This is a genomic window from Roseibium sp. (assembly GCF_965276855.1).
In the GTDB taxonomy this organism is placed as follows: Bacteria; Pseudomonadota; Alphaproteobacteria; order Rhizobiales; family Stappiaceae; genus Roseibium.
Window position 1 is genome coordinate 4,103,368 of record NZ_OZ255700.1, and the last position, 20,466, is coordinate 4,123,833.

General features: G+C 55.9%; 21 protein-coding genes and 1 tRNA gene. 9 read left to right on the forward strand and 13 right to left on the reverse strand.

All coding sequences use genetic code 11. The features are described from left to right. Nucleotides 1-14 precede the first annotated feature (14 nt). Entirely contained in the window at nt 15-704 is a 690-nt protein-coding gene (locus ACQY4Z_RS18890) for a dimethylsulfonioproprionate lyase family protein (protein ID WP_133946148.1), read from the reverse strand. Nucleotides 705-883: 179 nt separating this feature from the next. On the opposite strand from ACQY4Z_RS18890, the gene ACQY4Z_RS18895 reads away from it, so the two are divergent. Then, on the forward strand, nt 884-1,981 hold the full coding sequence (locus ACQY4Z_RS18895) for an NAD(P)/FAD-dependent oxidoreductase (protein WP_428523858.1): 1,098 nt from the start codon (nt 884-886) through the stop codon (nt 1,979-1,981). A gap of 5 nt (nt 1,982-1,986) precedes the next feature. Here ACQY4Z_RS18895 and ACQY4Z_RS18900 read toward each other — a convergent pair whose 3' ends face one another. The 5 genes from ACQY4Z_RS18900 to speD form a co-directional block, all read right to left on the reverse strand. Continuing rightward, complete coding sequence (locus ACQY4Z_RS18900; protein WP_428523860.1) at nt 1,987-2,967, reverse strand: DNA/RNA non-specific endonuclease; 981 nt, start codon at nt 2,965-2,967, stop codon at nt 1,987-1,989. A 317-nt stretch (nt 2,968-3,284) separates the two neighbouring features. Further along, entirely contained in the window at nt 3,285-3,959 is a 675-nt protein-coding gene (locus ACQY4Z_RS18905; protein ID WP_428523862.1) for a hypothetical protein, read from the reverse strand. A 2-nt stretch (nt 3,960-3,961) separates the two neighbouring features. Continuing rightward, nucleotides 3,962-4,318: a hypothetical protein gene (locus tag ACQY4Z_RS18910; protein ID WP_428523864.1), complete on the reverse strand. Its 357-nt coding sequence runs from the start codon at nt 4,316-4,318 to the stop codon at nt 3,962-3,964. A gap of 523 nt (nt 4,319-4,841) precedes the next feature. Then, nucleotides 4,842-5,714, reverse strand: a complete 873-nt coding sequence (gene speE, locus ACQY4Z_RS18915) for a polyamine aminopropyltransferase (RefSeq protein ID WP_428523866.1) — start codon at nt 5,712-5,714, stop codon at nt 4,842-4,844. Then, entirely contained in the window at nt 5,711-6,265 is a 555-nt protein-coding gene (gene speD / locus ACQY4Z_RS18920; protein ID WP_428523868.1) for an adenosylmethionine decarboxylase, read from the reverse strand. The genes speE and speD overlap by 4 nt, the downstream gene beginning before the upstream one ends. A 184-nt stretch (nt 6,266-6,449) precedes the next feature. Between speD and ACQY4Z_RS18925 the strand changes: the two genes are divergently transcribed. The 4 genes from ACQY4Z_RS18925 (at nt 6,450) to ACQY4Z_RS18940 (ending at nt 10,326) form a co-directional block, all read left to right on the forward strand. Next, nucleotides 6,450-7,037, forward strand: coding sequence for a GNAT family N-acetyltransferase (locus tag ACQY4Z_RS18925; protein ID WP_428523870.1), 588 nt, complete (start codon nt 6,450-6,452; stop codon nt 7,035-7,037). Nucleotides 7,038-7,166: 129 nt separating this feature from the next. Then, nucleotides 7,167-8,366 carry an adenylate/guanylate cyclase domain-containing protein gene (locus ACQY4Z_RS18930; protein ID WP_428523872.1) on the forward strand — a complete coding sequence of 400 codons (1,200 nt, stop codon included), beginning with the start codon at nt 7,167-7,169 and terminating at the stop codon, nt 8,364-8,366. Nucleotides 8,367-8,542: 176 nt separating this feature from the next. Continuing rightward, the gene (locus tag ACQY4Z_RS18935; protein WP_428523874.1) at nt 8,543-9,307 is read left to right on the forward strand and encodes a substrate-binding periplasmic protein; all 765 of its coding nucleotides are present in this window, start codon (nt 8,543-8,545) and stop codon (nt 9,305-9,307) included. A gap of 194 nt (nt 9,308-9,501) precedes the next feature. Further along, complete coding sequence (locus tag ACQY4Z_RS18940; RefSeq protein ID WP_428523876.1) at nt 9,502-10,326, forward strand: substrate-binding periplasmic protein; 825 nt, start codon at nt 9,502-9,504, stop codon at nt 10,324-10,326. Nucleotides 10,327-10,380: 54 nt separating this feature from the next. Here the strand turns inward: ACQY4Z_RS18940 and ACQY4Z_RS18945 are convergent, their stop codons facing one another. Together ACQY4Z_RS18945 and ACQY4Z_RS18950 are read right to left on the reverse strand one after the other, a co-directional pair. Then, nucleotides 10,381-11,148 carry an SIMPL domain-containing protein gene (locus ACQY4Z_RS18945; protein WP_428523878.1) on the reverse strand — a complete coding sequence of 256 codons (768 nt, stop codon included), beginning with the start codon at nt 11,146-11,148 and terminating at the stop codon, nt 10,381-10,383. Nucleotides 11,149-11,267: 119 nt separating this feature from the next. Then, complete coding sequence (locus ACQY4Z_RS18950; RefSeq protein ID WP_428523880.1) at nt 11,268-12,335, reverse strand: AI-2E family transporter; 1,068 nt, start codon at nt 12,333-12,335, stop codon at nt 11,268-11,270. Nucleotides 12,336-12,563: 228 nt separating this feature from the next. Between ACQY4Z_RS18950 and ACQY4Z_RS18955 the strand changes: the two genes are divergently transcribed. From ACQY4Z_RS18955 to ACQY4Z_RS18965, 3 genes are all read left to right on the forward strand, one after another. Next, nucleotides 12,564-13,394 (forward strand): aspartyl/asparaginyl beta-hydroxylase domain-containing protein, encoded by an 831-nt coding sequence (locus tag ACQY4Z_RS18955; RefSeq protein ID WP_428523882.1) that lies wholly within the window; start codon nt 12,564-12,566, stop codon nt 13,392-13,394. Nucleotides 13,395-13,662: 268 nt separating this feature from the next. Beyond that, nucleotides 13,663-13,739: transfer RNA gene (locus ACQY4Z_RS18960), tRNA-Ile, on the forward strand. Between the two features lie 62 nt (nt 13,740-13,801). Then, nucleotides 13,802-14,806: a hypothetical protein gene (locus ACQY4Z_RS18965; RefSeq protein WP_428523884.1), complete on the forward strand. Its 1,005-nt coding sequence runs from the start codon at nt 13,802-13,804 to the stop codon at nt 14,804-14,806. Nucleotides 14,807-14,936: 130 nt separating this feature from the next. On the opposite strand, the gene ACQY4Z_RS18970 is transcribed toward ACQY4Z_RS18965, so the two are convergent. From ACQY4Z_RS18970 to ACQY4Z_RS18990, 5 genes are all read right to left on the reverse strand, one after another. Beyond that, nucleotides 14,937-16,106 carry a M20 aminoacylase family protein gene (locus tag ACQY4Z_RS18970; RefSeq protein WP_428523886.1) on the reverse strand — a complete coding sequence of 390 codons (1,170 nt, stop codon included), beginning with the start codon at nt 16,104-16,106 and terminating at the stop codon, nt 14,937-14,939. A 33-nt stretch (nt 16,107-16,139) separates the two neighbouring features. Beyond that, nucleotides 16,140-16,955: an ABC transporter permease gene (locus ACQY4Z_RS18975; RefSeq protein WP_209174299.1), complete on the reverse strand. Its 816-nt coding sequence runs from the start codon at nt 16,953-16,955 to the stop codon at nt 16,140-16,142. A 1-nt stretch (nt 16,956) separates the two neighbouring features. Then, nucleotides 16,957-17,685 carry an ABC transporter permease gene (locus tag ACQY4Z_RS18980; protein ID WP_428523888.1) on the reverse strand — a complete coding sequence of 243 codons (729 nt, stop codon included), beginning with the start codon at nt 17,683-17,685 and terminating at the stop codon, nt 16,957-16,959. Nucleotides 17,686-17,762: 77 nt separating this feature from the next. Further along, nucleotides 17,763-18,533, reverse strand: a complete 771-nt coding sequence (locus ACQY4Z_RS18985) for a transporter substrate-binding domain-containing protein (protein WP_409694539.1) — start codon at nt 18,531-18,533, stop codon at nt 17,763-17,765. A gap of 173 nt (nt 18,534-18,706) precedes the next feature. Further along, a complete protein-coding gene (locus ACQY4Z_RS18990) occupies nt 18,707-19,480 on the reverse strand; it encodes an ABC transporter ATP-binding protein (RefSeq protein WP_428523890.1) in 774 nt (257 codons plus the stop codon). A gap of 340 nt (nt 19,481-19,820) precedes the next feature. On the opposite strand from ACQY4Z_RS18990, the gene ACQY4Z_RS18995 reads away from it, so the two are divergent. Further along, nucleotides 19,821-20,465, forward strand: coding sequence for a TetR family transcriptional regulator C-terminal domain-containing protein (locus tag ACQY4Z_RS18995; protein WP_428523892.1), 645 nt, complete (start codon nt 19,821-19,823; stop codon nt 20,463-20,465). Nucleotide 20,466: the final 1 nt, after the last annotated feature.

Here is a 20,466-nt window from a genome sequence, read left to right on the forward strand (position 1 = left end):
GCTGTCCTTGCTTCTTAACTGCGCTTCCGGCTGAAAACCATTTTCTGACCTGCCAGCTTGTCCTGCGGGCCAGTCCATGCGTAGGCCAACAGGGCCGGTTCCGTTTTGGAAACGGTTATCCGGTGAGCATGTTCCGGCGGGTTGAAGATCATGGATCCAGGCGCATAAACGCCCTGATGGTTTTCAGAGACGGCGCCGGAAAGACAAATGTAACTTTCCGAAATCCCGTCATGTGAATGCGCCGGATAGGTGCAATTCGGGGCAAAGAGAACCAACCCCAGGATCACCTCAGTCGTCAGGATTGGGCCGTTGGGACCGCAAAGCTCGGCATAAGCGTATTTCTTGTCGAGCCCGCGCGGAACCTTCTCATAGCCGTATTGCCACGTCAGCTGATCCTGCACGGATTCAATGGAACGGATCAAAGTGGCTGTGCGTTCCAAGCGTCCTTCGTCCAAAGCCCGTTTCAGATGGGCGGTCACCGGTTTGTGGGCCGGGGCATCGAAACGAAGTTCGGCATTGGATTTTATGACGCGGGATATCGCCTCGCGGACAGCACGCTGATGCGCCCGGATGCGGTCACTGCCGCCGGAGGATAAAAAGCGATAGACCTCATAATATTCCCGGAGGAGGTAACCCCAGTCGGGATAATCCGACAGCCGGCGGTGTGCCAAGGTCTCTGGTTCGCTCTTTTCAATTTCCAGCAAGGTGCGATCTCCTCTCGCCAAAATGGAGGCGCTGCAGTGTGTCCGCGTGGCAAAGTAGAGGCTTTTCTTGCCGCGGCAATCACAAACACATATGCGGCATGCATGAATTCCGGAAAATCACATATTGCGCTTGGCGTATGAGCAGCTAACTTGCGCAGCTCATACCTTGGGAATTCTTCATGTCTGTCATTATTGTCGGGGCCGGAATATCCGGTCTGTCTACCGCCTGGGCCCTCACCAAACGCGGCGTGTCCGTCACGCTGATTGAACAGGGCCCAATCCCCAATCCCTTGTCGGCTTCTGGCGATCAGCACAGGATCATCCGCCGGGCCTATGGTGGGCATGGCGGGTATCAGCGCCGGATCGGTGACGCGTACACAGCCTGGGACGAAATGTGGGCGGACATTGGCCAAAAGCACTTGGTAGAGACCGGCTTTCTGCTGCTTTCCCAGGTCGAAGGGGACGGCGGCGATGAGTACCGCACGGGTCTGATCGACGGCGGTTACCCCTTTGATGACATGAGTGCCACGGAGACTGCCGCGCGCTTTCCGTTCATTGATGCAGATACGATCCGCTGGGGCGCTTATAGCGACGAGGGTGGTGTTCTGCTGTGCCAGAAAATTGCCAGTGATCTGCGGGATTGGCTCCGGGAAAAAGGAGCAGACATCCGCGAGAACACGCGGGTTACATCGGTCGATCCGGACGCTGGATCAGTGACGCTCGCCGATGGATCTGTCAATCGTGCAGATCATGTGATTGTCACGGCCGGTGCCTGGACGCTTGGCTTGTTTCCAAAGTTCAGAGCAAGCCTCACCACCTATAGGACGGCAGTTGTGTACCTCACGCCGCCGGAGGATCTGAAGGCGGCGTGGGCTGCCGGTCCCGCGATCCTCGATCCAGGTGGAACCATCGACGGCTACGTTCTGCCGCCGGTTCCGGGAACGGGGCTCAAATTCGGTGCGGGTATTCACAAATACACGGCAGAACCCGATCAGGACCGGGATGCCAAAGACGGCGAGGGGGAAACCTTGCGCAACTACTTCTCGCCGCCGTTTGGCCGGATCAAGGAATACAAGGTCGACGATGTCGTGACCTGCGCTTACACCTTTACCTCGGACGAGCACTTCTTCTGCACAACAGAGGGCAAGGTGACCGTCGTCTCTGCCTGTTCCGGACACGGCTACAAGTTCGGGGCCGTTATCGGGCAAAAACTCGCTGACGGGTTTCAATCGGGAGACATGGACACGGCCCGTATCTGGCTGGAAGCCAGGAATTGAAGAGATTACCGGATCATGCTGGCTGGACAGGATTCCAATAGAGCATGGCTGCGGTGCCGATCGAAATCTGGGAAGAAAGTGTATCCAACACGGTCTTCAAGGTTTCGAACCGAGATCCGCCAAGTGTTGAGATAGTTTTCGGTCGATAACCCCCCTCTTTCCTTCTTGTTCGGGTGATCAACATTCGGCATCACGTAAGCATTGATGCGGTTCATTGCTGGGTCGTAGATGATTTTGTAAAGGCCGGCCGGGATTGCCACTCCGTGACCATCGCATTTCAAATTGGGTGTAGACTTGTTTAGACCGCCGCAAACCATATCCCGTTCTAGGTCGGGGAGCCGGATCTCCCGTCCGCAAGGGTTTTGAGCTTCTGAGAAGACAATGTCTTTGCCCTTTGGGTCCTGATAGACCGGGCCTGTGATAACGTAGATTTCTCCACGAACCTGAGCGAGTTTTTGCACCCGGTTCTCAAATTGCGACCAAATTGAAGAGTTGAAACCCGAGCCTTCCTGAGGAACGGCATTGGAAAAGATGAACGTGTTTTTCATCAACTGTTCGTCAGACTTAAAATCCGCTGATGCCGCCTGATGTCCTCTTGCATACTGGGAACGCAAGTAAGCTTCATCGTCTGCCCGCACATTGTCATCAGAAATATTTGGTTCGGGTTGAAACTTTACTTTTGGTCGGGTGTTGGTCCCGGTCACAAGATCTGCAGTAAGCCGTTCAATGACCCAGTCGGGTGTTTTGGTGAGATTGTTGTGGCGCAGCAGAAACCGGTCATGACAGATGGGGACTTCATGAAAATCGCCGGGTCGCTCATCCATGTTGGACTGTGGAATCCCGATTGCCTCAGTCATCCAGGCGCAGTGCGCGGGTTCATTCGCTGATACCGGTGCAGATGTGCATGCGAGAATTCCGACACACAGCGCTCCAAGAGCGCCGCTGCCCGGCGTTTTCATGCAAAGTGGTAGCTCCAGATTTTTCATTTTCTGTCTCCCAGTCAACCGGTTAGGCCGTGTGGACGAATTGGAGATGCATTTCGCCGGGATTTGCATCGTTCAAGATCAAGGAAATCCGGCGAAGGTGATGCTTGCGCATCATCAAGACGGATTTACGCTGGAATTGAGCGATGCAAGCCCGGCCCAAAGGGTGAGCCAAGTGCCAGCGATTTGGCACCGCCGATCCCTTGACCGTATATCGATACGCTCTACTGGACCGTCGCCGCCATATCTTGGCACTTGCTTCACGAAATACGTCTCCAATTCGTCCACACGGCCTAAGGCTTTGCCGGTTGGCCGGTTGCTTAGGTATTTTCCTTGTTTGAAGGAACATTTTGCGCCGCCGGTTTAGTGTTCCCGTCCTGGGTATCTGGTTGGACAAGTGATTCCTGGTCAGGAGTAGCAAGTTGTCGCGGTTGTTTCGGAGCTGGCGCATCTTCGTTTTTCAGGTCCTCCAAGTCCTTTTCCAACTGCCTGATTTTCTTCTTTCTTGCGGCGGCTTTCTCTTCTTCGGAGATTTGCTTGCCTTGTCCTGGCAAGCCAACGGCTTTGGATGCAATGAAACCACCGCCGCTTAGGCCAATGAGGGCGAGGACGTTCGTTGGGACTTCGACAAAAGCTCCGGTTTCAATGCAAAGCATCAGAAACAGCCCGGCAACCACAAACGTGAACACCAGGAACTGGAATCGGGAGAGGCTGGCCTTGCCGATCTTTTCACCTGAGCCGGGCTCTGGTGGCTCAGCGATCAAGCCGCCGAGTGGGATTGATCCATCCGCGAGTTTCCACAACACGGCCGCAGCAAAAAAGACCACAATCAAAGAAAAGGCGATGAAGCCTATTACGGCGATGTTTTGTGGCGTTACCTTAAAAAAAAGGGCTGCTGCGGAAACAACGACGACACATGCAACAAAGAGCATTACATAAATGACAGCGGCTGTGGGATTTGCCGATTGACGATTGTCTGATGCCGTATCCATCATTTCTATCCCTCCCTAAATCGATCAAAAATCTTCTTTCCAACATAGGTGCCTTGAGTGCCTCCGAGGATTAGAAGCATTTCTGCCGGGATATCCGGCATGAGATATCGCGAGTTATCTCCTGAGCCGAGCACGATCGCCTGTTCATTCATAACGATGACAATGTAACTGATAGCGACGAATACGGTGGCGGTAAGTGTGGCTATGCGGTCCGGATGCGCGGGGCCGTCTTGCGTGCTGCTGACCAGGTCCCGGAAACGGACACCGCTTCGGCCAACTCGAAAAATCACAATCAGAAACAGCAGGAAAAGCCAAGGCATGATCAGAAAGCGTAACAAAACACCGTATTCCGAAAGATCCATGGACCATCTCCCACAAACAAGAGTTGCGGAAAGACGCTAACATATCCTTTTTGGATTTAGTAGAATAAACGTAGGTGCTATTCCGCAATGCTCGGAGTTCGCCATGAGCCGCGCTTGGTTTGCCATTTTTGTTATGAGTGTTCATCTCAGCTGGAGCAAATGGAAGCACTCAATACAACAGATCGACAAAATGCCAATTAGTCTGGCCAGTACGTGTTTCAGCCCGTCCTTGGGCAAATGCAAGTTCTCGAGATGCGGCAGATATCTTTCCATTGCCGTCTTCCCTTGCTGGTTTTGCCAGTTGCTCAGTCGGCAAGCAGCAGCCTGAACGAAGTCTGTTGGTTGTTCAACGCATGGATCATCAGATCCTGCGCATTGGGTTGGATGTGCTTCTTGCTTACCTGTGCCTCTTCCTTTTAAGGGCACGGCGAATGTGCTGTTTCCTGTCAGGTAGAGACGGAGACGGTACGTAAAAAAGGCGGGGTCTAGCCCCGCCTTCCAAAAATCAAATCTCACACAAATCTCAAGCTTTTGCCCGACCTTCCTCGACAGCGTCGAGGATGAATTTCGGAAGCGCAAATGAGGCTGCGTGGACGTCCGGCGTGTAATACTGGGTGTTGAAACCTGCCGACTTGAAACGCTCCTCAAGGACCGGCACGGCCTGCTTTCGCAGCTCCGGATTGTCGGAGGCCCAGCCAAGGGTCATGTGACCACCGAAATAGGTCGGGATCGCTGCGATATAGGCTGCGGCATCGGTGAAAATGCGGGAGAACCGCTCGACACTGGTGACGAGCTCGTCCCTTTGCAGAAACGGCACCCCATTTTGCGTCACCAGGACCCCGCCCGGCGTCAGGATGCGGTGAATGTCGCGGTAAAACTCTTCTGAGAAGAGCACTGCGCCTGGTCCGTGCGGGTCGGTGCTGTCGACGATCACGACATCAAAGCGCCGGTCTGTTTCAGCGGCAAATTTCAGGCCGTCTTCAATCACCAGCTCAAACCGCGGGTTTTCCAGTACGCCCGTGTTAAAGTCGGCGAAATGCTCTTCGGAGAAGTCAACGACCGACTTGTCGATCTCGACCTGCACGAGGTTTTCCACGCTTGCGTGTTTCAAAACCTCTTCGGCCAAGCCGCAATCACCACCGCCGACGATCAGGACGGATTTCGCTGCGCCGTGGGCGAGGATCGGGACGTGGGACATCATCTCATGGTAGATGAATTCGTCCCGTGTGGTGACCTGCGTCACCCCATCGAGCATCAGGATCTTTCCAAACACAGGATTGGAAAAGAGCACCAGATCCTGGTGCTCTGTCTTTTCCTGATAGAGGATCTCGTCGCAGGTGTAGCTGACCTGCACGCCCGGATGGAGCGTCTCGTTGAAGACCAGACCGTTGCTCATTCGGCGGCATCCAGCGCATGCGGTTTGGACAGCTGGTTCGCCACCTCGCGGCCGCGCAGCAGCTCGGAGACAGCGGTCTTGCCGGGCTTGAAGGCCTTGCGCAGCACTTCAACGCATTTTTCCGGCTGCGCGTCTCCGCACATGAAGACATCAAAGGCGGCATAGCCGGCTTCCGGCCATGTGTGGACAGAGATGTGGCTTTCCGCCAGCACCGCAACGCCCGACACACCCGTCGGCTCGAAAGGGTGCAGGTGAATGTGCAAAAGGGTTGCCCCGGCCTCTTCGACGCATGTCCGCATGGTCTCTTCCATGTAGGCGAGATCATCAATGCGTTCAGCATCGTAAAGGTCGATAATCAAATGCGCACCAGCGCAGTGGACCCCTTCTTTTTCGATGAAGTGATCCAGGCGGTCGTCTGAATACACAGAGGCCGCAGTCGAAACGTTTTCTTCCTTCTGGGTGGTGCTTCTTGGCTCGGCAACGCTGATTGCGTCTTCTGCTACGCGAGCCTCCAAGTCCATCCCCAGTTCGAAGAGGGCGTTGCTTTCCATATCGCTCTCCCAAACCAGCAGATGTACCCGGGTTTTCTCCGGAGCGGGCTTCATACAGATAAAGTCTTTTTATCTCAATGGGGTGATTGCAAAAAAATACTGCAGTTTGTGACGATCTGCTATGTGATGCACCACGATATTTCCGTTACGCGAAAAAACATTCCGCGATTTGAGGGCGTTAGCTATGGCAATTGAGATCCGGCGATTAACTGGTGAAGAATTGAAAAAAACCTTGGGCGCGCTGGCACAGTTGCGCATATCGGTTTTTCGGGCCTGGCCGTATCTTTATGAGGGCTCGCTGGACTACGAAAAAAAGTATTTGGGCCGGTATGCGGAGACCGAAGGCGCAGTGATTGTTGGCGCCTATGATGGCGACCGCTTGGTCGGGGCGGCAACAGGGGAGCCGCTTGGCGGAGAATACGAGGCTTTCCAGGCCCCTTTGCGCGCAAAGGGCTTTGATCCGGACAAGTTGTTTTACATGGCGGAATCTGTCCTGGCCCCAGCGTATCGCGGGCGAGGAATTGGTCATCTCTTCTTTGACGAACGAGAAGACCACGCAAAGGAACTGGGTTTTGATGAGGCTGTTTTTTGTGCAGTCGTGCGCCCGGATGATCATCCGATGAAACCGGCAGACTACCGGCCGCTGGATCCGTTCTGGACAAAGCGCGGTTATGCAAAGCTGGAGGGCGTGATGGTGGCCTTCCCATGGCAAGACGTCGGTGAAAGTGAAGAAACGGACAAACCCATGCAGGTTTGGCATCGGCGGTTCTGACGTTTCGCCGCTTCAGCAATTGCCAAGAGCAGCCATCGGCATATGTCAGTGATTGACCGCGGGAGATCCTGGCTATGTTGCAGTCTTACCTGTAAGCCGAGAAGGCTCAAAGATTGGGGAGGTCCTTTTGTGGGCGATACGGCGGACGAAGCTGGTAATTTGACATGGGACCCGCGCGAGATCCGGGACTGGCTGCTGGAGCAGGGGCGTTTCGAAAAGGACCTGCACAGCTTGCTTCAAAGCCTGGGTGGCCAGCTCCTGGAAGCGGGGGCGCCGGTCTGGCGGCTGCGGCTGGTGATGCGCACTCTGCATCCACTCACGACCGCTGTCGGTTCGGCTTGGGAACGTGAACCCGGCGGGTCACGGCGGGTCGAATCCGCGCACGGCCTTGAGCAGCGGCCCGCCTATATCGGCAGCCCCATGCAGATTGTTTCAAAGACACGAACACCGTATCGGCGGCGTTTGAGCAATGAACTCGGAGATCAGGATCATAGCGTCTTGCATGAGCTGAAAGCCCGCGGTGCGACGGATTACCTTGCACTGCCGCTGCGCTTTTCTGACGATGGGGGCGCGATTTTCGTCGTGACTACCGATTGCAGCGGGGGGCTGTCGGACGCCGATGTCGTGGCCTTTACAAGGATAGGGGCCGCTTTGGCCCCGATTGTCGAGGTCTACCGGTTCCGCGATACCTCGGCTGCCATTGCGGAAGCGTATCTCGGGCGGCGCACCGGTCAGATGGTGCTCGATGGCCGGATTAGGCGGGGCGATATCGAGCGCATTCATGCCGCCATTATGGTCAGCGACATCCGAGATTGGACCGGTTTGAACATGCGTTTGTCCGCGGAGGAGGCGTTGGGGCGCGCCAACCGGTACTTTGAAATCATCGCCGAGGCGGTGGAAGGCAAGGGCGGCGAAATCCTGAAGTTCATCGGAGACGGTGTGCTTGCGATCTTCCCCACTCAGGATGGTCAAACCGATGATCGTGCCGTGTGTGCTAACGCTCTGGACGCGGCCCAAACCGCACTACGGAGCGCTCATGAGACAGAGCCGCCACTTGATCTCACATTCGGCATCGGTCTTCATTTCGGGGAAGTGCTTTACGGCAATATCGGATCATCAAGCCGGATAGATTTTACGGTGCTTGGTTCCGCCGTAAATCTGGCGTCCCGTCTGGAAGGACTGTGCCGTCAATGGGATCGGCAGGTCTTGTTCTCGGAAGATGTGGCTGGCCGCCTCAATGTGGAGATGGAAAAACTGGGTTCCGCAGAATTGAAAGGAGTGAACGAGAAAATTGGTGTTTTTGGCGCTCTTAATACAAGTGACAATTAGAGAGCGTTAATATAGCCTCCCCTTATTGCTATATATTTCAATGTAACATTTACATTTATTGGTGTTCTATTCATTTAATACTGTGATCATTGTTTGTCTCTATCCTCACCACTTCCATGTTGAGGCCGTTCCAATACGGAATTTCCGCCTCCATGACGTGTTGGAGGACTTAGAAGATGATCAGTTGGAAGTCGATTGTCGGAGCCGGTGTTGTTGTGTTCGGCTTGGGGGCGCATGCGGTCGCGGTTGAGTGCCCGCGTGGCGGGACCTTGATCGCCGGCGCCAGTGATTACCGGCCGTATCAGAAGGTTGAGGGCAACGATGTCAGCGGGATGGACTTCGAGGTCATCGCCGTTGTGCTGGACAAGCTTGGATGCGCACTGGAAACCCAAGCCCTTCCGTGGGCCCGTCACCTGAAAGGTCTTGAGGACGGCAATGTCGATATCGCCTCGCCGGTCTCAAAAACGGCAGAACGGGAGGCCTTCGCACATTTCAGCAGTCCTTACGTTGATGCTCAGGAAGTGTTGTTCGTTCCCGCCGGCAAAGAGGGGGAGTACAGCTCCCTGGCCGATTTCTTCGAGAAGGGCGGCAAACTCGGGACGATCCGCGAGTATGCGTATGGCGGCGATTTCAATGACCTCAAGGACAAACATGCCGGTCAGATCGATGAGACCGATAGCCAGGAATCCAACCTGAAGAAGCTCGCAGCTGGCCGCATCGATGCGACCCTTGGGGAAGTTTTTGTGGTGTCAGAGGATATCAAGCGATTGGGACTTGGAGATAAAGTCGCCGCTTCGAATGTCGTAATCTCTTCTGATGCGTCTTACATAATGTTCAGTAAGAAAAGCGTTTCGGAGGACTTCGTGACAGCTTTCAGTGATCAGATGCAGGCAATGAAAGACTCTGGTGAGTTCGATATGATCACGGCGAAATACAAGTAGCGTTTGTTTGCGCCCGGCGGGCCTAACAACTCCGCCGCCGGTCTAGGCAGACATTTGCGCAGCGATGCGATGTCGTACCTGGCTTTTTGCCGCGCCGCGTTGGCATTTGATTCAGAAATCGATGCGACGATGAGGATTGGGCTTGGTACTGATCGGCTTTTTCTGCCGTTTGGCGCGCCCTAAGGAGTGGTTGAGTGCGTAGCATCCTATTTGCCGTTCTGTTGATCCTATGGGGGGGTATCTCTCCAGGGCAGGCGCAGGAACTCCGGCTTATCACGTCCCCCTGGCCTCCTGCGGCGTCGCTCGGTGCCAATGGCGAACCGGTCGGGCTCGGTGTTTCCATAGTTGAGGCACTGAAAGAACATCTGGGTGTGAATACTCCGATTGAGGTGCTTCCTTGGGCGCGGGGGTACCGGTTAGCCAAGGCCAATCCGAATATCATGCTGTTCACGGGCGGGATGACTCAGGAACGCATCGATATGGGCTTCTCGTTTATCGGTCCTGCTATCATGTGGACCCATGTCCTGATGGCGGCGCCGGGCCGTGATCTTGACGTCCAGGATCTAGCCGATGCCAAGCGGCAGAACCTGGTCGTTGCCGGAGTGCGGGATTCCTGGCAGCTCAATCTGATGGCTGAAGCCGGATTGACAACCGTCGAAACGGCCGATCACCAGACCGGAGCCCGGATGCTGTTGGCGAAGCGGGTTGATCTTTGGATCACGTCCAAACTTCAAGCATCCGTGGTCCTGGACGGAATTGGCATTTCCGCCAGTGCTGTTACACCCGTTTATACGATCCGCAGGTCACCTTCTTACCTGATGATCTCAAATGGTACGGACCCTGAATTGATCTCCAAATGGCGCCAAGCCTATGAGCTCATGGCGTCGAACGGCGTGCTGCAGAAGACAGCGCAGGATTGGAGCGCAAGGCTCGGCATCCCTCTCATTCACGATGCTGACGCAGGTTTTGCCGCAAGTGATTCAGCAGCCGCTTCAAAAAAGGCGTCCGGCCCGAGCTGACGCCGATTGTACCCGGAACACCCTGCTGAACCATTCTCAGTTTTCAGGACAGGATCATTTCGGTGCTATCTGCCACTGAATGGTGACGGAGGCGGAAATGGTTTCTTCCCCTGCCTCGATCGGAACGGCGTCGGCTTTGGCCATCATCATGCTTTCTGCGCGCATCATGACGGGACGCGGCATCTGGATGCCGGTTTCTGAAATCGAGACGATGCCGCCAAGCTCAACACCGGCTGCTTCTGCAAAAATGCCAGCTTTGTGTTTTGCTTCCTGGACCGCACGTTTGCGGGCTTCGTCGAGTTTCTCGTCCGGATCGCTCACCTGGAAGCGGATGCCATCGACCGAGTTCGCGCCGCTGTCAACGACACCCGTCAGGAGGCCGCCAAGTTTGGTCAGGTCGCGGACATTGATTTCCACCCCGTTACGCACCTCATAACCGGTGATGTCTGGCTGGCGATTTGAGTTGTCCGTCACCCGCTCATATCGCGGGTAAATCGCAAAACCGCTTGTCTGAATGTCCTTGGCCTCAATTCCGGCGGCTTTGATCTTCTCGATCACGTTGGCAAGGTCCGCTGTGTTTCCGGACAGGGCGTCGGCGGCCGTCTTGGAGATCGTGACCACCCGTGCGGTGATCACCGCCATGTCCGGCGCAACGGAAACTGTCCCGCGGCCGTCCATTGTGATTGTCCCGGTGAGGGCCGCGGTCTCATCGGCATAGCCAGGAGCGGCGGCGAATGATGCCACCGTGAATGCGGCGGCGATGAACGCGTTTCTTGAAACTTTTGGCAGCTTGCCAATGCTGGAGGAAATGAACTGCTGCATGGGTCTTATTCCTTTGAACGATATTCAAAAACTGTTGCAGAGGTGAACCGCCAATAGGGCAGGGGTAAGGCCGGGTGGTTCAGCTGGCATTCATCTAGTCCGTGCCCTTCGAATAGGGATCAGCTGCCCGGCTGAGTGGCGGCGGGCAGATCGCCGATCTCGCCGTTTTCGGAAAGCAGAACCGCTACAGGCCTTGCTGCCTCGATTTTGGAACACACGATCACGATCATCACCGTCAACGGCACACACAACACCATCCCGACCACGCCCCAGATCGCACCCCAAAGCGCCAGAGACAACATGATCACCAGGCCGGAGAGGTTCAGGTTTGCCCCCATCAGCCGGGGTTCGATCAGATTGCCAATGGAAAACTGGATAAGTCCAAGGCCCGTTGCGATAATCAAGAAGGGACCAAGGGTGTCGTAATAAACGATCGCCAGAAGGCTCGGGAAAATCACGCCGATCAAGGACCCGATCGTCGGGATGTAGTTCAGGACAAAGGCGATGAACCCGAAGAGGGCCGCGTAGGGCAGGCCAATTGCAATGAGAACCAGGCTTGTGAGGACGCCGGTTGCCACAGACACCGCGGTCTTGATTGTGAAGTAATGCATCAGGGAGGAATTGATTTCCGCGCGGATCGCAAAGGCGGCTTTCGCCCGCTCCGGTGTCGCAAACAGCTTCTCGAATTTCCGGTCGAAGGTGGACTGCTCAAGCAGCAGGAACAGCACATAGATGAAGACAAGGCTGGCAGATCCCGCAATCGCGGTTACCACACTTGCTCCCGCTGTCACCATCCTTGGCACCACGGAATCCGGGAAAAGGTCCCGCAGTTCCACCGGGTCGTTGAGATGGAACAGATCCGCTGCCTGCATGAACAGCTCTTCCAGCCGCCGTTGATAGGTCGGCGCATCCTGTGCGAGCTGTGTGAGGTTGACGGCGACAATGTCCAGAACAAATGTGCTGACGCTGAAAATTGTCAGAAGGGCGAGGGGAAACGCCACAAGCCCGGGCAGATGAAAATTCCCGTAGCCGATCCGCCGGTAAACGTTCGACAGCGCGTTGATCATGTACCAGACGATGATGGCGATGATGAACGGCAGAAGGAGGGACCGCCCGACCACTAGAAGCCAGCCAACCATGGAAATCAGGAAGACGGTGAGGGTCAGGGTCAACAGGGGTGAGCGCATGCGAAGGTCCCGCCAAACTGATTGGCATTGCAGATTCTTTCGCCCGACCGTACCCCGCTCCGAGGGCCATTGAAAGTCCGGTTCGTATCGGGGAATATGGACCTCTTCGGGAGAGGACCAAACCGCGGGAATGAGCAGTTTCCCGTCCTTGCGCGCGCAGTCAGGACGTGACATTGTGCGGCGCTTTTTGCTTCCCCTTTCCGGAGGCGCAATATCAAGAGGTCGTCGATGAATTCCAAAGCTGTTCGCCGCTTGTTGCGTGTGATCATTCCACTGGCCATTTTGTTTTGGCTCGTGCCGTGGATTGCGGGCATCTTCATTGTGTGCGGCTTGATCGACTTTGCCCGCCACAAGCGGTCCGACAGTGGGCTGATCGCAAAGTATTTCTCCGGCAACGGCCTCCTGACCTGGGTGCTGTCCCCGATCAACTTGCTGTTCGATCTGATCTCCAAACGCCATCACTACCGCATGCAGCTGAGCGAGTTTCCAGATGAGGAGCGCGCTGAAATCGAAGAGATGCTTCAGGTTTTCAAGGACCGGCAGGACGAAATTCTTACCGACCTGAAGGCCCGTATGGGCGACAAGCGCCGGGGCATGGTTTTCTACCGCTGGTATGACGAACAGGGCGATCAGTCGATCCCGGAGTTCAATCGCGATTTCAAATACATCAAGACGATCGGCGTGTCCCTGTTCAACGGTCAGGAAAAGACGTCCCTCCATTTCGGCCCGCTCCGCCTGACGATCCGGCTCCTTTACAACATGACCACCCGCCAGAGCGATGAGGTGTTCATCGAGGTGAACGGCGAGAAGCATTTCTGGCACGACGATCCGCTGTTCATCTTTGACGACACGATCCAGCACCGCTCGGTCAACGGCGAAGACGGTTTGCGCGCCTGTGTGTTCGTCGATGTTCTGCGCCCGAGCGCGTTCACCGGCCTTCAAAACGTCTGCGTGAAGATCTTCAACGTGCTTCTGTCCGGCATCAACCGGGTTTTCTACAAGAACTGGGACATGCTGAACAAGAAACAGGACGGCGCCGCCCCTGCTGCCGGCGAGTAAGGCCTTCGGATCCAAGCATTAAGGGCCGTGCAGGTTTTGAACCGGCGCGGCCTTTCCTGTTTGAGAAGCGCCAGTTGCTTGGCGGCGCTGCGGACTCAGCAGGAAGTTTTTCGCCCATTGAGTGCGTGGGTGCAGGTCGAAGAAACCAGCGCTTTGGGTCAGGCAAACACTGCGCTGTTGAGGAGGCTGGAAACCGCTTGAGGGGGCGGGGGCTTTCGTGTAGGTAGCAAATCAGGGCGTGTACCAAATCACTTTTGGCCGCCCTCGTGGGCCTGTAGCTCAACTGGTTAGAGCCGTCCGCTCATAACGGATTGGTTGGGGGTTCGAGTCCCTCCGGGCCCACCATTTTTCTTCTTTTTATTTTCTTGTTGAAGTAACCAGCACTACGACCATATCGCAGATTTCTGATGATTATTGAACGCATATCTGACCCTGATTACCTCTGTTATGAAGATGTGAAGCAAATACTGGACAATGGCCGTTCGGTCACGGTGCAATTCTCAAAGCCAGCACACTCGCCTGACCTGTTTGATTCTCTGAATGGTCTTTGCAAGACCTTTGGAACACTCGTTACGGCGCGCTTTTTTGGACACTACCAAGAAGGCTTCGATGCCTCCGTTCTTTCTCTTCTGCCGGATGTGAAGTCGTTGTCGGTCGATTCTCTGACCCGGATTTTCAATGAGGATGAACTCGCAAGACTACCAAGTCTGGAGCGCTTAGTTTTTGGTGTTTTTGAGTTTGACAGACCTTCGTTCCTGAAGGACTTAGAGATTGAGCGTTTTACTCATTTTGCAGTTTCCGAGAGCAGAAAACGCAATTTTGATCTGTCTCCGTTGCAGGGCTGCAGAGAACTGAGAAAGCTTTTCGTTCAGGGACATATCAGAAACATTGATACGCTTAATAAGTTACCCAAACTCGAGGCTTTAGGTTTAAGTGGCATGCCAAAACGCAAGGATCTTGCGTTTGTTTGTGATGTTCCCAAACTAAAGTCGTTCGAATTGGTGTTGGGAGCGCGCCAATCTATTGATGAGTTCAGCCACAACGGTTTAGAGGAACTCAGAGTGCGTAGAGTTCGCGGCCTCGAGTCATTGGGACCTTTAGACCGATTTCCGTCTCTTCGCCTGCTGCATGTCGAGGACCAACTGCAACTTCATTCAGTCTCCTTGTCTGGTCCAAGTTTGCTCGATATCGAGTGCCTGAACTGTAAGAAGCTCAACCGACTCTCCGGACTGGATGAACAGCGCGAAATCAAAAGATTTCGCGTCGGAAGGACGGAATTAAATCTAAATGAGTTTTTGGAATTCGATTGGCCGCCTACTCTTGAAGTTATTGCTCTATATTCACGAAATGATAATTGGAATAAAGCAGCCCGCAAGAAGTTGGATCAGCTAGGCTATCGCGAGCACTTTTGAGATTACAAAGTTCTCATGTTGTTTTGCGCAGGTACGTTACAAAACCATATTATGGGATCTGCGCTCCGCGTTTCTGAACGCTTAGATCAGTTTCTTAGGGCGCAACTAGTCTGGATTGCGGCCGACACAGTTAGCCCTTCGACCCCGAAAGAAAATCCTCAGCCAGGTCCACCCAGAACGCTGCGCCGAGGGGGAGAGCGTCGTCGTTGAAGTCGTACTTCGGGTGATGGAGCGGCGGGTCGTTGTCCGTTTTGGCCGTCCCTAGCAGAAAGAAACATCCGGGCTTTTCTTCAAGGAAGTAGGCGAAATCTTCGCTGCCCATGATCGGGTCCGGCATGGTTTTCACCTTGTCGCCGCCGGCAAAGCGCCGGGCAATCGACCGCACATAATCTGTCTCTTTCCTTGGGTTCACCATAGGAGGATAACCGCGCTCATAGTCAACGGCCACTTTGAGGCCGTAGCTTGCCGCCTGGCCTTCCGCGACCTGTCGAATGCGGGTCTCCAGCTGATCGCGAACATCGGGATCAAAAGCGCGGACGGTCAGGCTCATCTCGGCCCGCTCCGGGATCACGTTGCTTGCAATGCCGCTGTTGAAGGCACCGACCGTGATCACGGCCTGCCGCATGGGATGGATGTTTCGCGCCACAATGCTTTGCAGGGCCATAATGATCGACGCGCCGCAAACGATCGGGTCCGGAGTTGATTGCGGTTCCGCGCCATGACCGCCTTTGCCGATCACTGTGATCTTGCATTCATCGGCAGCCGCCATCATTGGGCCGTCGATGAAATGGAACTCCCCAAACGGCAGATCGGGATCATTATGAAGGCCAAACACGGCGTCGCAAGGAAACCGCTCAAACAGGCCATCCTCAATCATCAGTTTGGCACCGCCAAAATTCTCCTCGGCCGGCTGGAAAATGAGATGCACCGTGCCGTCGAACTGTTTGCGCTCTGCCAGCCGTTTGGCCGCGCCAAGCAGCATTGCAGTGTGGCCATCGTGGCCGCAGGCGTGCATCACACCCGGGTGGGTGCTGGCATAGTCCGCGCCGGTCTCTTCCTTGATCGGCAGGGCGTCAAAGTCGGCCCGGATGCCGATGCTGTGGCCGGAGGTGCCATTTCGAAGGGTTGCGACGACACCGGTCTTGCCAAGGCCGCGTGTCACCTCATAGCCCATCGCGGTGAGTTCGCCGACGACGTAGTCCGAGGTCTTGAATTCCGACAGGCCAATTTCGGGGATTGAATGCAGATGACGCCGTGTTGCGACCAGATCCGCATCGAAATTGGTGGTCTGTTTGGTCATTTTCAAAAGTGCTTTCAAATATTGGCCGGATGCTTAGGCGCCCCGGCTTGGGATGCGGCTTTCAAGATAGCGGAACAGCAATACCAGAATCCCGGTCAGGCACATATAGATGAGCGCCAGCAGCAGCAAAGGCTCGTAGACGAGGAAGGTGTCCTGGCGCACCCGTGTGATCACCGCATAGGCATCAACGACCGTGATCGTTGCGACCAGTGGTGTTGATTTCAGCTGCAGCACGGTTTCGCCGCTCAAGGTCGGCAAGGCGCGATAGAAGGCACGTGGCAGCCAGATCCGGCGGAACATCGTAAAGCGGCTCATGCCGAAGGCGCGGGCAGCTTCCAGCTCGCCGCGCGGCACGCCGGCAAAGGCCCCGCGCATGACTTCGCCTTCATAGGCTGCGAACGATAGCATCAAAGCCGTGAAGCCATAGGGCCAGGCGTCGCGCAAATACGGCCAGAACATGGACTGGCGGATTTCCGGGTATTGGGCAAAGACGGATCCGAGACCGTAGTAAAGCAGCCAGAGTTGCAGGAGCAGTGGCGTGCCGCGGATCAATGTGCAGAACCCGCGGGCAAGCGCTGCAAGCGGCCAGGGGCCGGTGACCTGAACAAGGCCGATCGGAAGAGCCAGCAAAAAGCCGACGGCAGCGGTTGAGAACAAGAGGAAGAGTGTTTCGCCAATGCCGTAGAGCAGCCGTGTCTGATATTTTGGCAGCCAGTCCCAGCGCATGAAGTAAATGGCGCAAAAGACGATCACTCCAAATACGGCGATCAGGAAGATCCGGTGCGGCTCCAACAAACGGCGTGGGGGCGGCGGCACATAAGCGGGCATGGTGACTTTGGTATCGCTCATCTCACACCGGCCCCGCTATGCCGCGGCGGGCACGTTTTTCGATGATGGCGATCACGCGGTTTGAGACCAGCGTCAGTGTCAGGTACATCAGACCGGCTGCGCAGAAAAACAGCATATAGGCCTTGGTGCTGCCCGCAGCCTGGCGGGTGACCAGCGTAAGTTCGCTGAAGCCGACGACCGCCAGCAAGGCGGTGTCCTTGGTGGCGATTAGCCAAAGATTGGAAAGCCCCGGAATGGCGTAGGGCAGCATGGCGGGCAGGGTGATGCGGCGCAACGTTTTCAACGGTGACATGCCATAGGCGCGCGCGGCTTCGATTTGCCCCTGGGGTACGGCCTTGATGGCACCACGCAAGACTTCCGTCTGGTAGGCGCCTTGAACAACACCGATCACGAAAATTCCGGCGGCGAGACCGCTGATGTCGACACGTGGCAGGCCAACAAGGCCCAGCAATGCGTTCACCGCATCTGTGCCGGCGTAGTAGAGCAGCAGGATGAGAACCAGTTCCGGCACTGCCCGGATCACTGTGGTGTAGACTTCGAGAAGATCCCGGAGGATCGGGCCGCCATAGAGTTTGCCAAAGGCCCCTGCAATCCCGATCATGAGACCGAGCGTGAACCCGCCGACAGCGAGTTGCAAAGACGCGGCAAAGCCTTCCAGAAGCACGCCGCCCCAGCCGGGCGGAGAAAGAGCAAGAAGGTTCAGATTGAGAAATCCGGCATCAACGGCCATAGGCGGCAGGCAACCTTATCAAAAGGAGAGGGCCGCCGGCGCAAGTGCGCGCCGGCGGAAGAGCGGAAGGCTGGCCATTAACCGCCGTAGATGTCGAAGTCGAAGTACTCCTTGGAGAACTCTTCGTATGTGCCGTTGGCGCGGATCGCGGCAATTGCAGCGTTGATCTTTTCTTTCAGCTCATCTTCGCCCTTGCGCAGGCCAACGCCCACACCGGCGCCAAGAATGGCCGGATCATCAGCGACATTGCCCTTGTATTCGCAGCACGCGCCTGCGTCAGACTTCAAGAACGCGTCAAGAGCGATGGCGTCTGCCTGAACCGCATCGACCCGGCCGGCTGCCAGATCCTGATTGGCTTCGTCCTGTGTCTGGTACTGCTTGATGTCGTCAGCGGTCGGAGCGAAGTACTTGTCGGCGTAGGCCGCGTGGATCGTGGAGACCTGAACGCCGAGGATCTTGCCGGACAGACCTTCCGGTGTTGCTTCGAAATCGTCACCCTTTGCACCGATGATGCTGGTCGGCGTGTTGTAATACTTGTCAGAGAAGTCGATTGTTTTCAGGCGCTCTTCGGTGATCGACATGGAGCCGACGATCATGTCGATCTTACCGGAGGTGAGCGCCGGGATGATGCCGTCCCAGGCAACCGGGGTGATGACACAATTGAGCTTTGCTTCCGCGCAGATCGCTTCCATGAATTCGACTTCCCAACCGACCCAATTGCCGCTGGCATCCGGCGAGGTGAAGGGCGGGTATGGCTCGGCAGCAACGCCGACTTTAACGTCTTGCGCCTGGGCGCCGGAGATTGCTGCAACGCTCACTGCGGTTGCCACAAAAGCTGCTTTGATCATGTGTTTCATGCTGTTCCCCTGTTTTCACTGTGTTTGCCCGATTGTTCGGGATGGTCAGCCCGCCACGAGATGCGGGACGACCGGTCTTTGAACTTGCCGAAGACTGCCTTTTCCTCCCGGCAGGGCTTCGGCACTTTGGGTGCCGGCTCACGGCATGGCCGTGAGTATCCGGCCTAGTGGACCGAACTGATGAACTGTTTCAGTCTCTCCGATTTCGGGTTGCCGAAGACCTGGTCCGGCGGTCCCTGTTCCTCGATGATGCCGTTGTGCAAAAAGATCACGTGGCTTGCGACGTCGCGCGCGAACTTCATCTCGTGTGTCACGAGGACCATGGTTCTGTTTTCTTTCGCCAAGTCTCCGATCACACTGAGCACTTCCCCAACCAGTTCCGGATCGAGCGCGGACGTGGGTTCGTCAAAGAGAAGCGCCAGCGGCTGGACAGCCAGGGCGCGGGCAATTGCGGCGCGTTGCTGCTGGCCGCCGGATAAAAAGGCCGGATAGACGTCCTGTTTCTCGTGCAGCCCGACCCTGCGCAGCAACGTTTCGGCGATTTCGACCGCCTCATCCCGTTTCATGCCGAGCACGTGGACCGGCACTTCAATGACGTTTTGCAGCACCGTCATGTGTTGCCACAGATTGAAGCTCTGGAAGACCATGGCCAACTGGCTGCGGATGCGCTCGATTTGTTTCCGGTCCGCCGGGCGCAAGCCATGATGACCGTCGTCTTTCAGGGCAATGGTTTCGCCATGTATTGTCACGGATCCGGCGCTTGGAAGTTCGAGCATGTTGATGCATCGAAGAAAGGTGGATTTGCCGGAGCCTGACCCGCCGATGATGGCAATGACGTCTCCTTTGTTGGCCGTCATCGAGACCCCCTTCAGCACCTCGAGAGGTCCAAAACGCTTAAAGAGGTCTCGCACCTCTATGGCTGGCGCCACATCTTCCATTCTTCCGCCATTGCCCAGCTAAACTGCCAGAGCTGTTGGTGTTTTTGTCCCTGCTGGCTTGTCGTTGTTGCCGGGAGAGCGCCAGCTGACTGCCCGGTCATTCCGAGAAGCTTTGCATCGGCTCAGAAATTATTCAAGTGTATAATTTGGGCTTGTGTGCTTATTATTCAGTCGTATAGTAAGCCGGAATCTGAGCGCAAAAATGATGCGCTTGCGCTCCCAATATTGGGCGGCGGCACAAGAAACGGGAGGCGTGAGGTGCAATGAGTGCGATGTTTACAGCCGCTTGTCTCCTGCAAGATGAAGAACCGGTTTTGACCATTGCTGAACGGGTGGTGAGATGACCCGTCGGTCGTTCCATAGAGCGCCGGAAGCCGAGCGCCGCCAAGATCTGATCACCGCAACACTGGACTGCATTTCCGAGCTTGGACTGCAAGGGGCAACCGTGCGCGAAGTGGCAACGCGGGCTGGCGTGACGCCCGGTCTCATCCGCCACTATTTCTCCAGCAAAGATCAGATGTTGCAGGCCGCCTATCGCGAAGTCATGACCGGCATGACGTCGAAGGTCGCCGATGCTGCCGACAAGGGGCAATCGAGCGCCCGGGCCCGGTTGCACGACTTCATTGTCGCGAACCTGACACCGCCGGTCGCCGATGGCCGGGCTCTGTCACTCTGGGCAGCCTTCATTAGTCATGTCCGGGTCGACCCGGATTTTGCAGAGATCCACCGGGAAAGCTATCTGGCGTTCCGGTCTGTGCTCGAGGCGCTTGTGGCTGATGTTCTCACGGAAGCTGGGCAAGCGTCGGACACCAAGCGTTGTCAGGAGCTTGCCATTGCCATCAACGGCGTGATCGACGGCTTGTGGCTGGAAGGAACGCTGGTGGGCGATCTCTTCTCCGAAACACCTTTGCCGGGCATTGCTGTCCGGTCTGTGGAAGTCCTTTTGGGCGGCATTTCTCTTGCTGCCGACACTCAACAAACCTGAG

Bases quoted from the DNA above. Each gene is read 5' to 3' on its own strand.
- ACQY4Z_RS18895 (WP_428523858.1), top strand. From the start codon at position 884: ATGTCTGTCATTATTGTCGGGGCCGGAATATCCGGTCTGTCTACCGCC.
- ACQY4Z_RS18900 (WP_428523860.1), bottom strand. From the start codon at position 2,967: ATGAAAAATCTGGAGCTACCACTTTGCATGAAAACGCCGGGCAGCGGC.
- ACQY4Z_RS18905 (WP_428523862.1), bottom strand. From the start codon at position 3,959: ATGATGGATACGGCATCAGACAATCGTCAATCGGCAAATCCCACAGCC.
- ACQY4Z_RS18910 (WP_428523864.1), bottom strand. From the start codon at position 4,318: ATGGATCTTTCGGAATACGGTGTTTTGTTACGCTTTCTGATCATGCCT.
- speE (WP_428523866.1), bottom strand. From the start codon at position 5,714: ATGAGCAACGGTCTGGTCTTCAACGAGACGCTCCATCCGGGCGTGCAG.
- speD (WP_428523868.1), bottom strand. From the start codon at position 6,265: ATGGAAAGCAACGCCCTCTTCGAACTGGGGATGGACTTGGAGGCTCGC.
- ACQY4Z_RS18925 (WP_428523870.1), top strand. From the start codon at position 6,450: ATGGCAATTGAGATCCGGCGATTAACTGGTGAAGAATTGAAAAAAACC.
- ACQY4Z_RS18935 (WP_428523874.1), top strand. From the start codon at position 8,543: ATGATCAGTTGGAAGTCGATTGTCGGAGCCGGTGTTGTTGTGTTCGGC.
- ACQY4Z_RS18945 (WP_428523878.1), bottom strand. From the start codon at position 11,148: ATGCAGCAGTTCATTTCCTCCAGCATTGGCAAGCTGCCAAAAGTTTCA.
- ACQY4Z_RS18950 (WP_428523880.1), bottom strand. From the start codon at position 12,335: ATGCGCTCACCCCTGTTGACCCTGACCCTCACCGTCTTCCTGATTTCC.
- ACQY4Z_RS18955 (WP_428523882.1), top strand. From the start codon at position 12,564: ATGAATTCCAAAGCTGTTCGCCGCTTGTTGCGTGTGATCATTCCACTG.
- ACQY4Z_RS18965 (WP_428523884.1), top strand. From the start codon at position 13,802: ATGATTATTGAACGCATATCTGACCCTGATTACCTCTGTTATGAAGAT.
- ACQY4Z_RS18970 (WP_428523886.1), bottom strand. From the start codon at position 16,106: ATGACCAAACAGACCACCAATTTCGATGCGGATCTGGTCGCAACACGG.
- ACQY4Z_RS18975 (WP_209174299.1), bottom strand. From the start codon at position 16,955: ATGAGCGATACCAAAGTCACCATGCCCGCTTATGTGCCGCCGCCCCCA.
- ACQY4Z_RS18980 (WP_428523888.1), bottom strand. From the start codon at position 17,685: ATGGCCGTTGATGCCGGATTTCTCAATCTGAACCTTCTTGCTCTTTCT.
- ACQY4Z_RS18985 (WP_409694539.1), bottom strand. From the start codon at position 18,533: ATGATCAAAGCAGCTTTTGTGGCAACCGCAGTGAGCGTTGCAGCAATC.
- ACQY4Z_RS18990 (WP_428523890.1), bottom strand. From the start codon at position 19,480: ATGGAAGATGTGGCGCCAGCCATAGAGGTGCGAGACCTCTTTAAGCGT.
- ACQY4Z_RS18995 (WP_428523892.1), top strand. From the start codon at position 19,821: ATGACCCGTCGGTCGTTCCATAGAGCGCCGGAAGCCGAGCGCCGCCAA.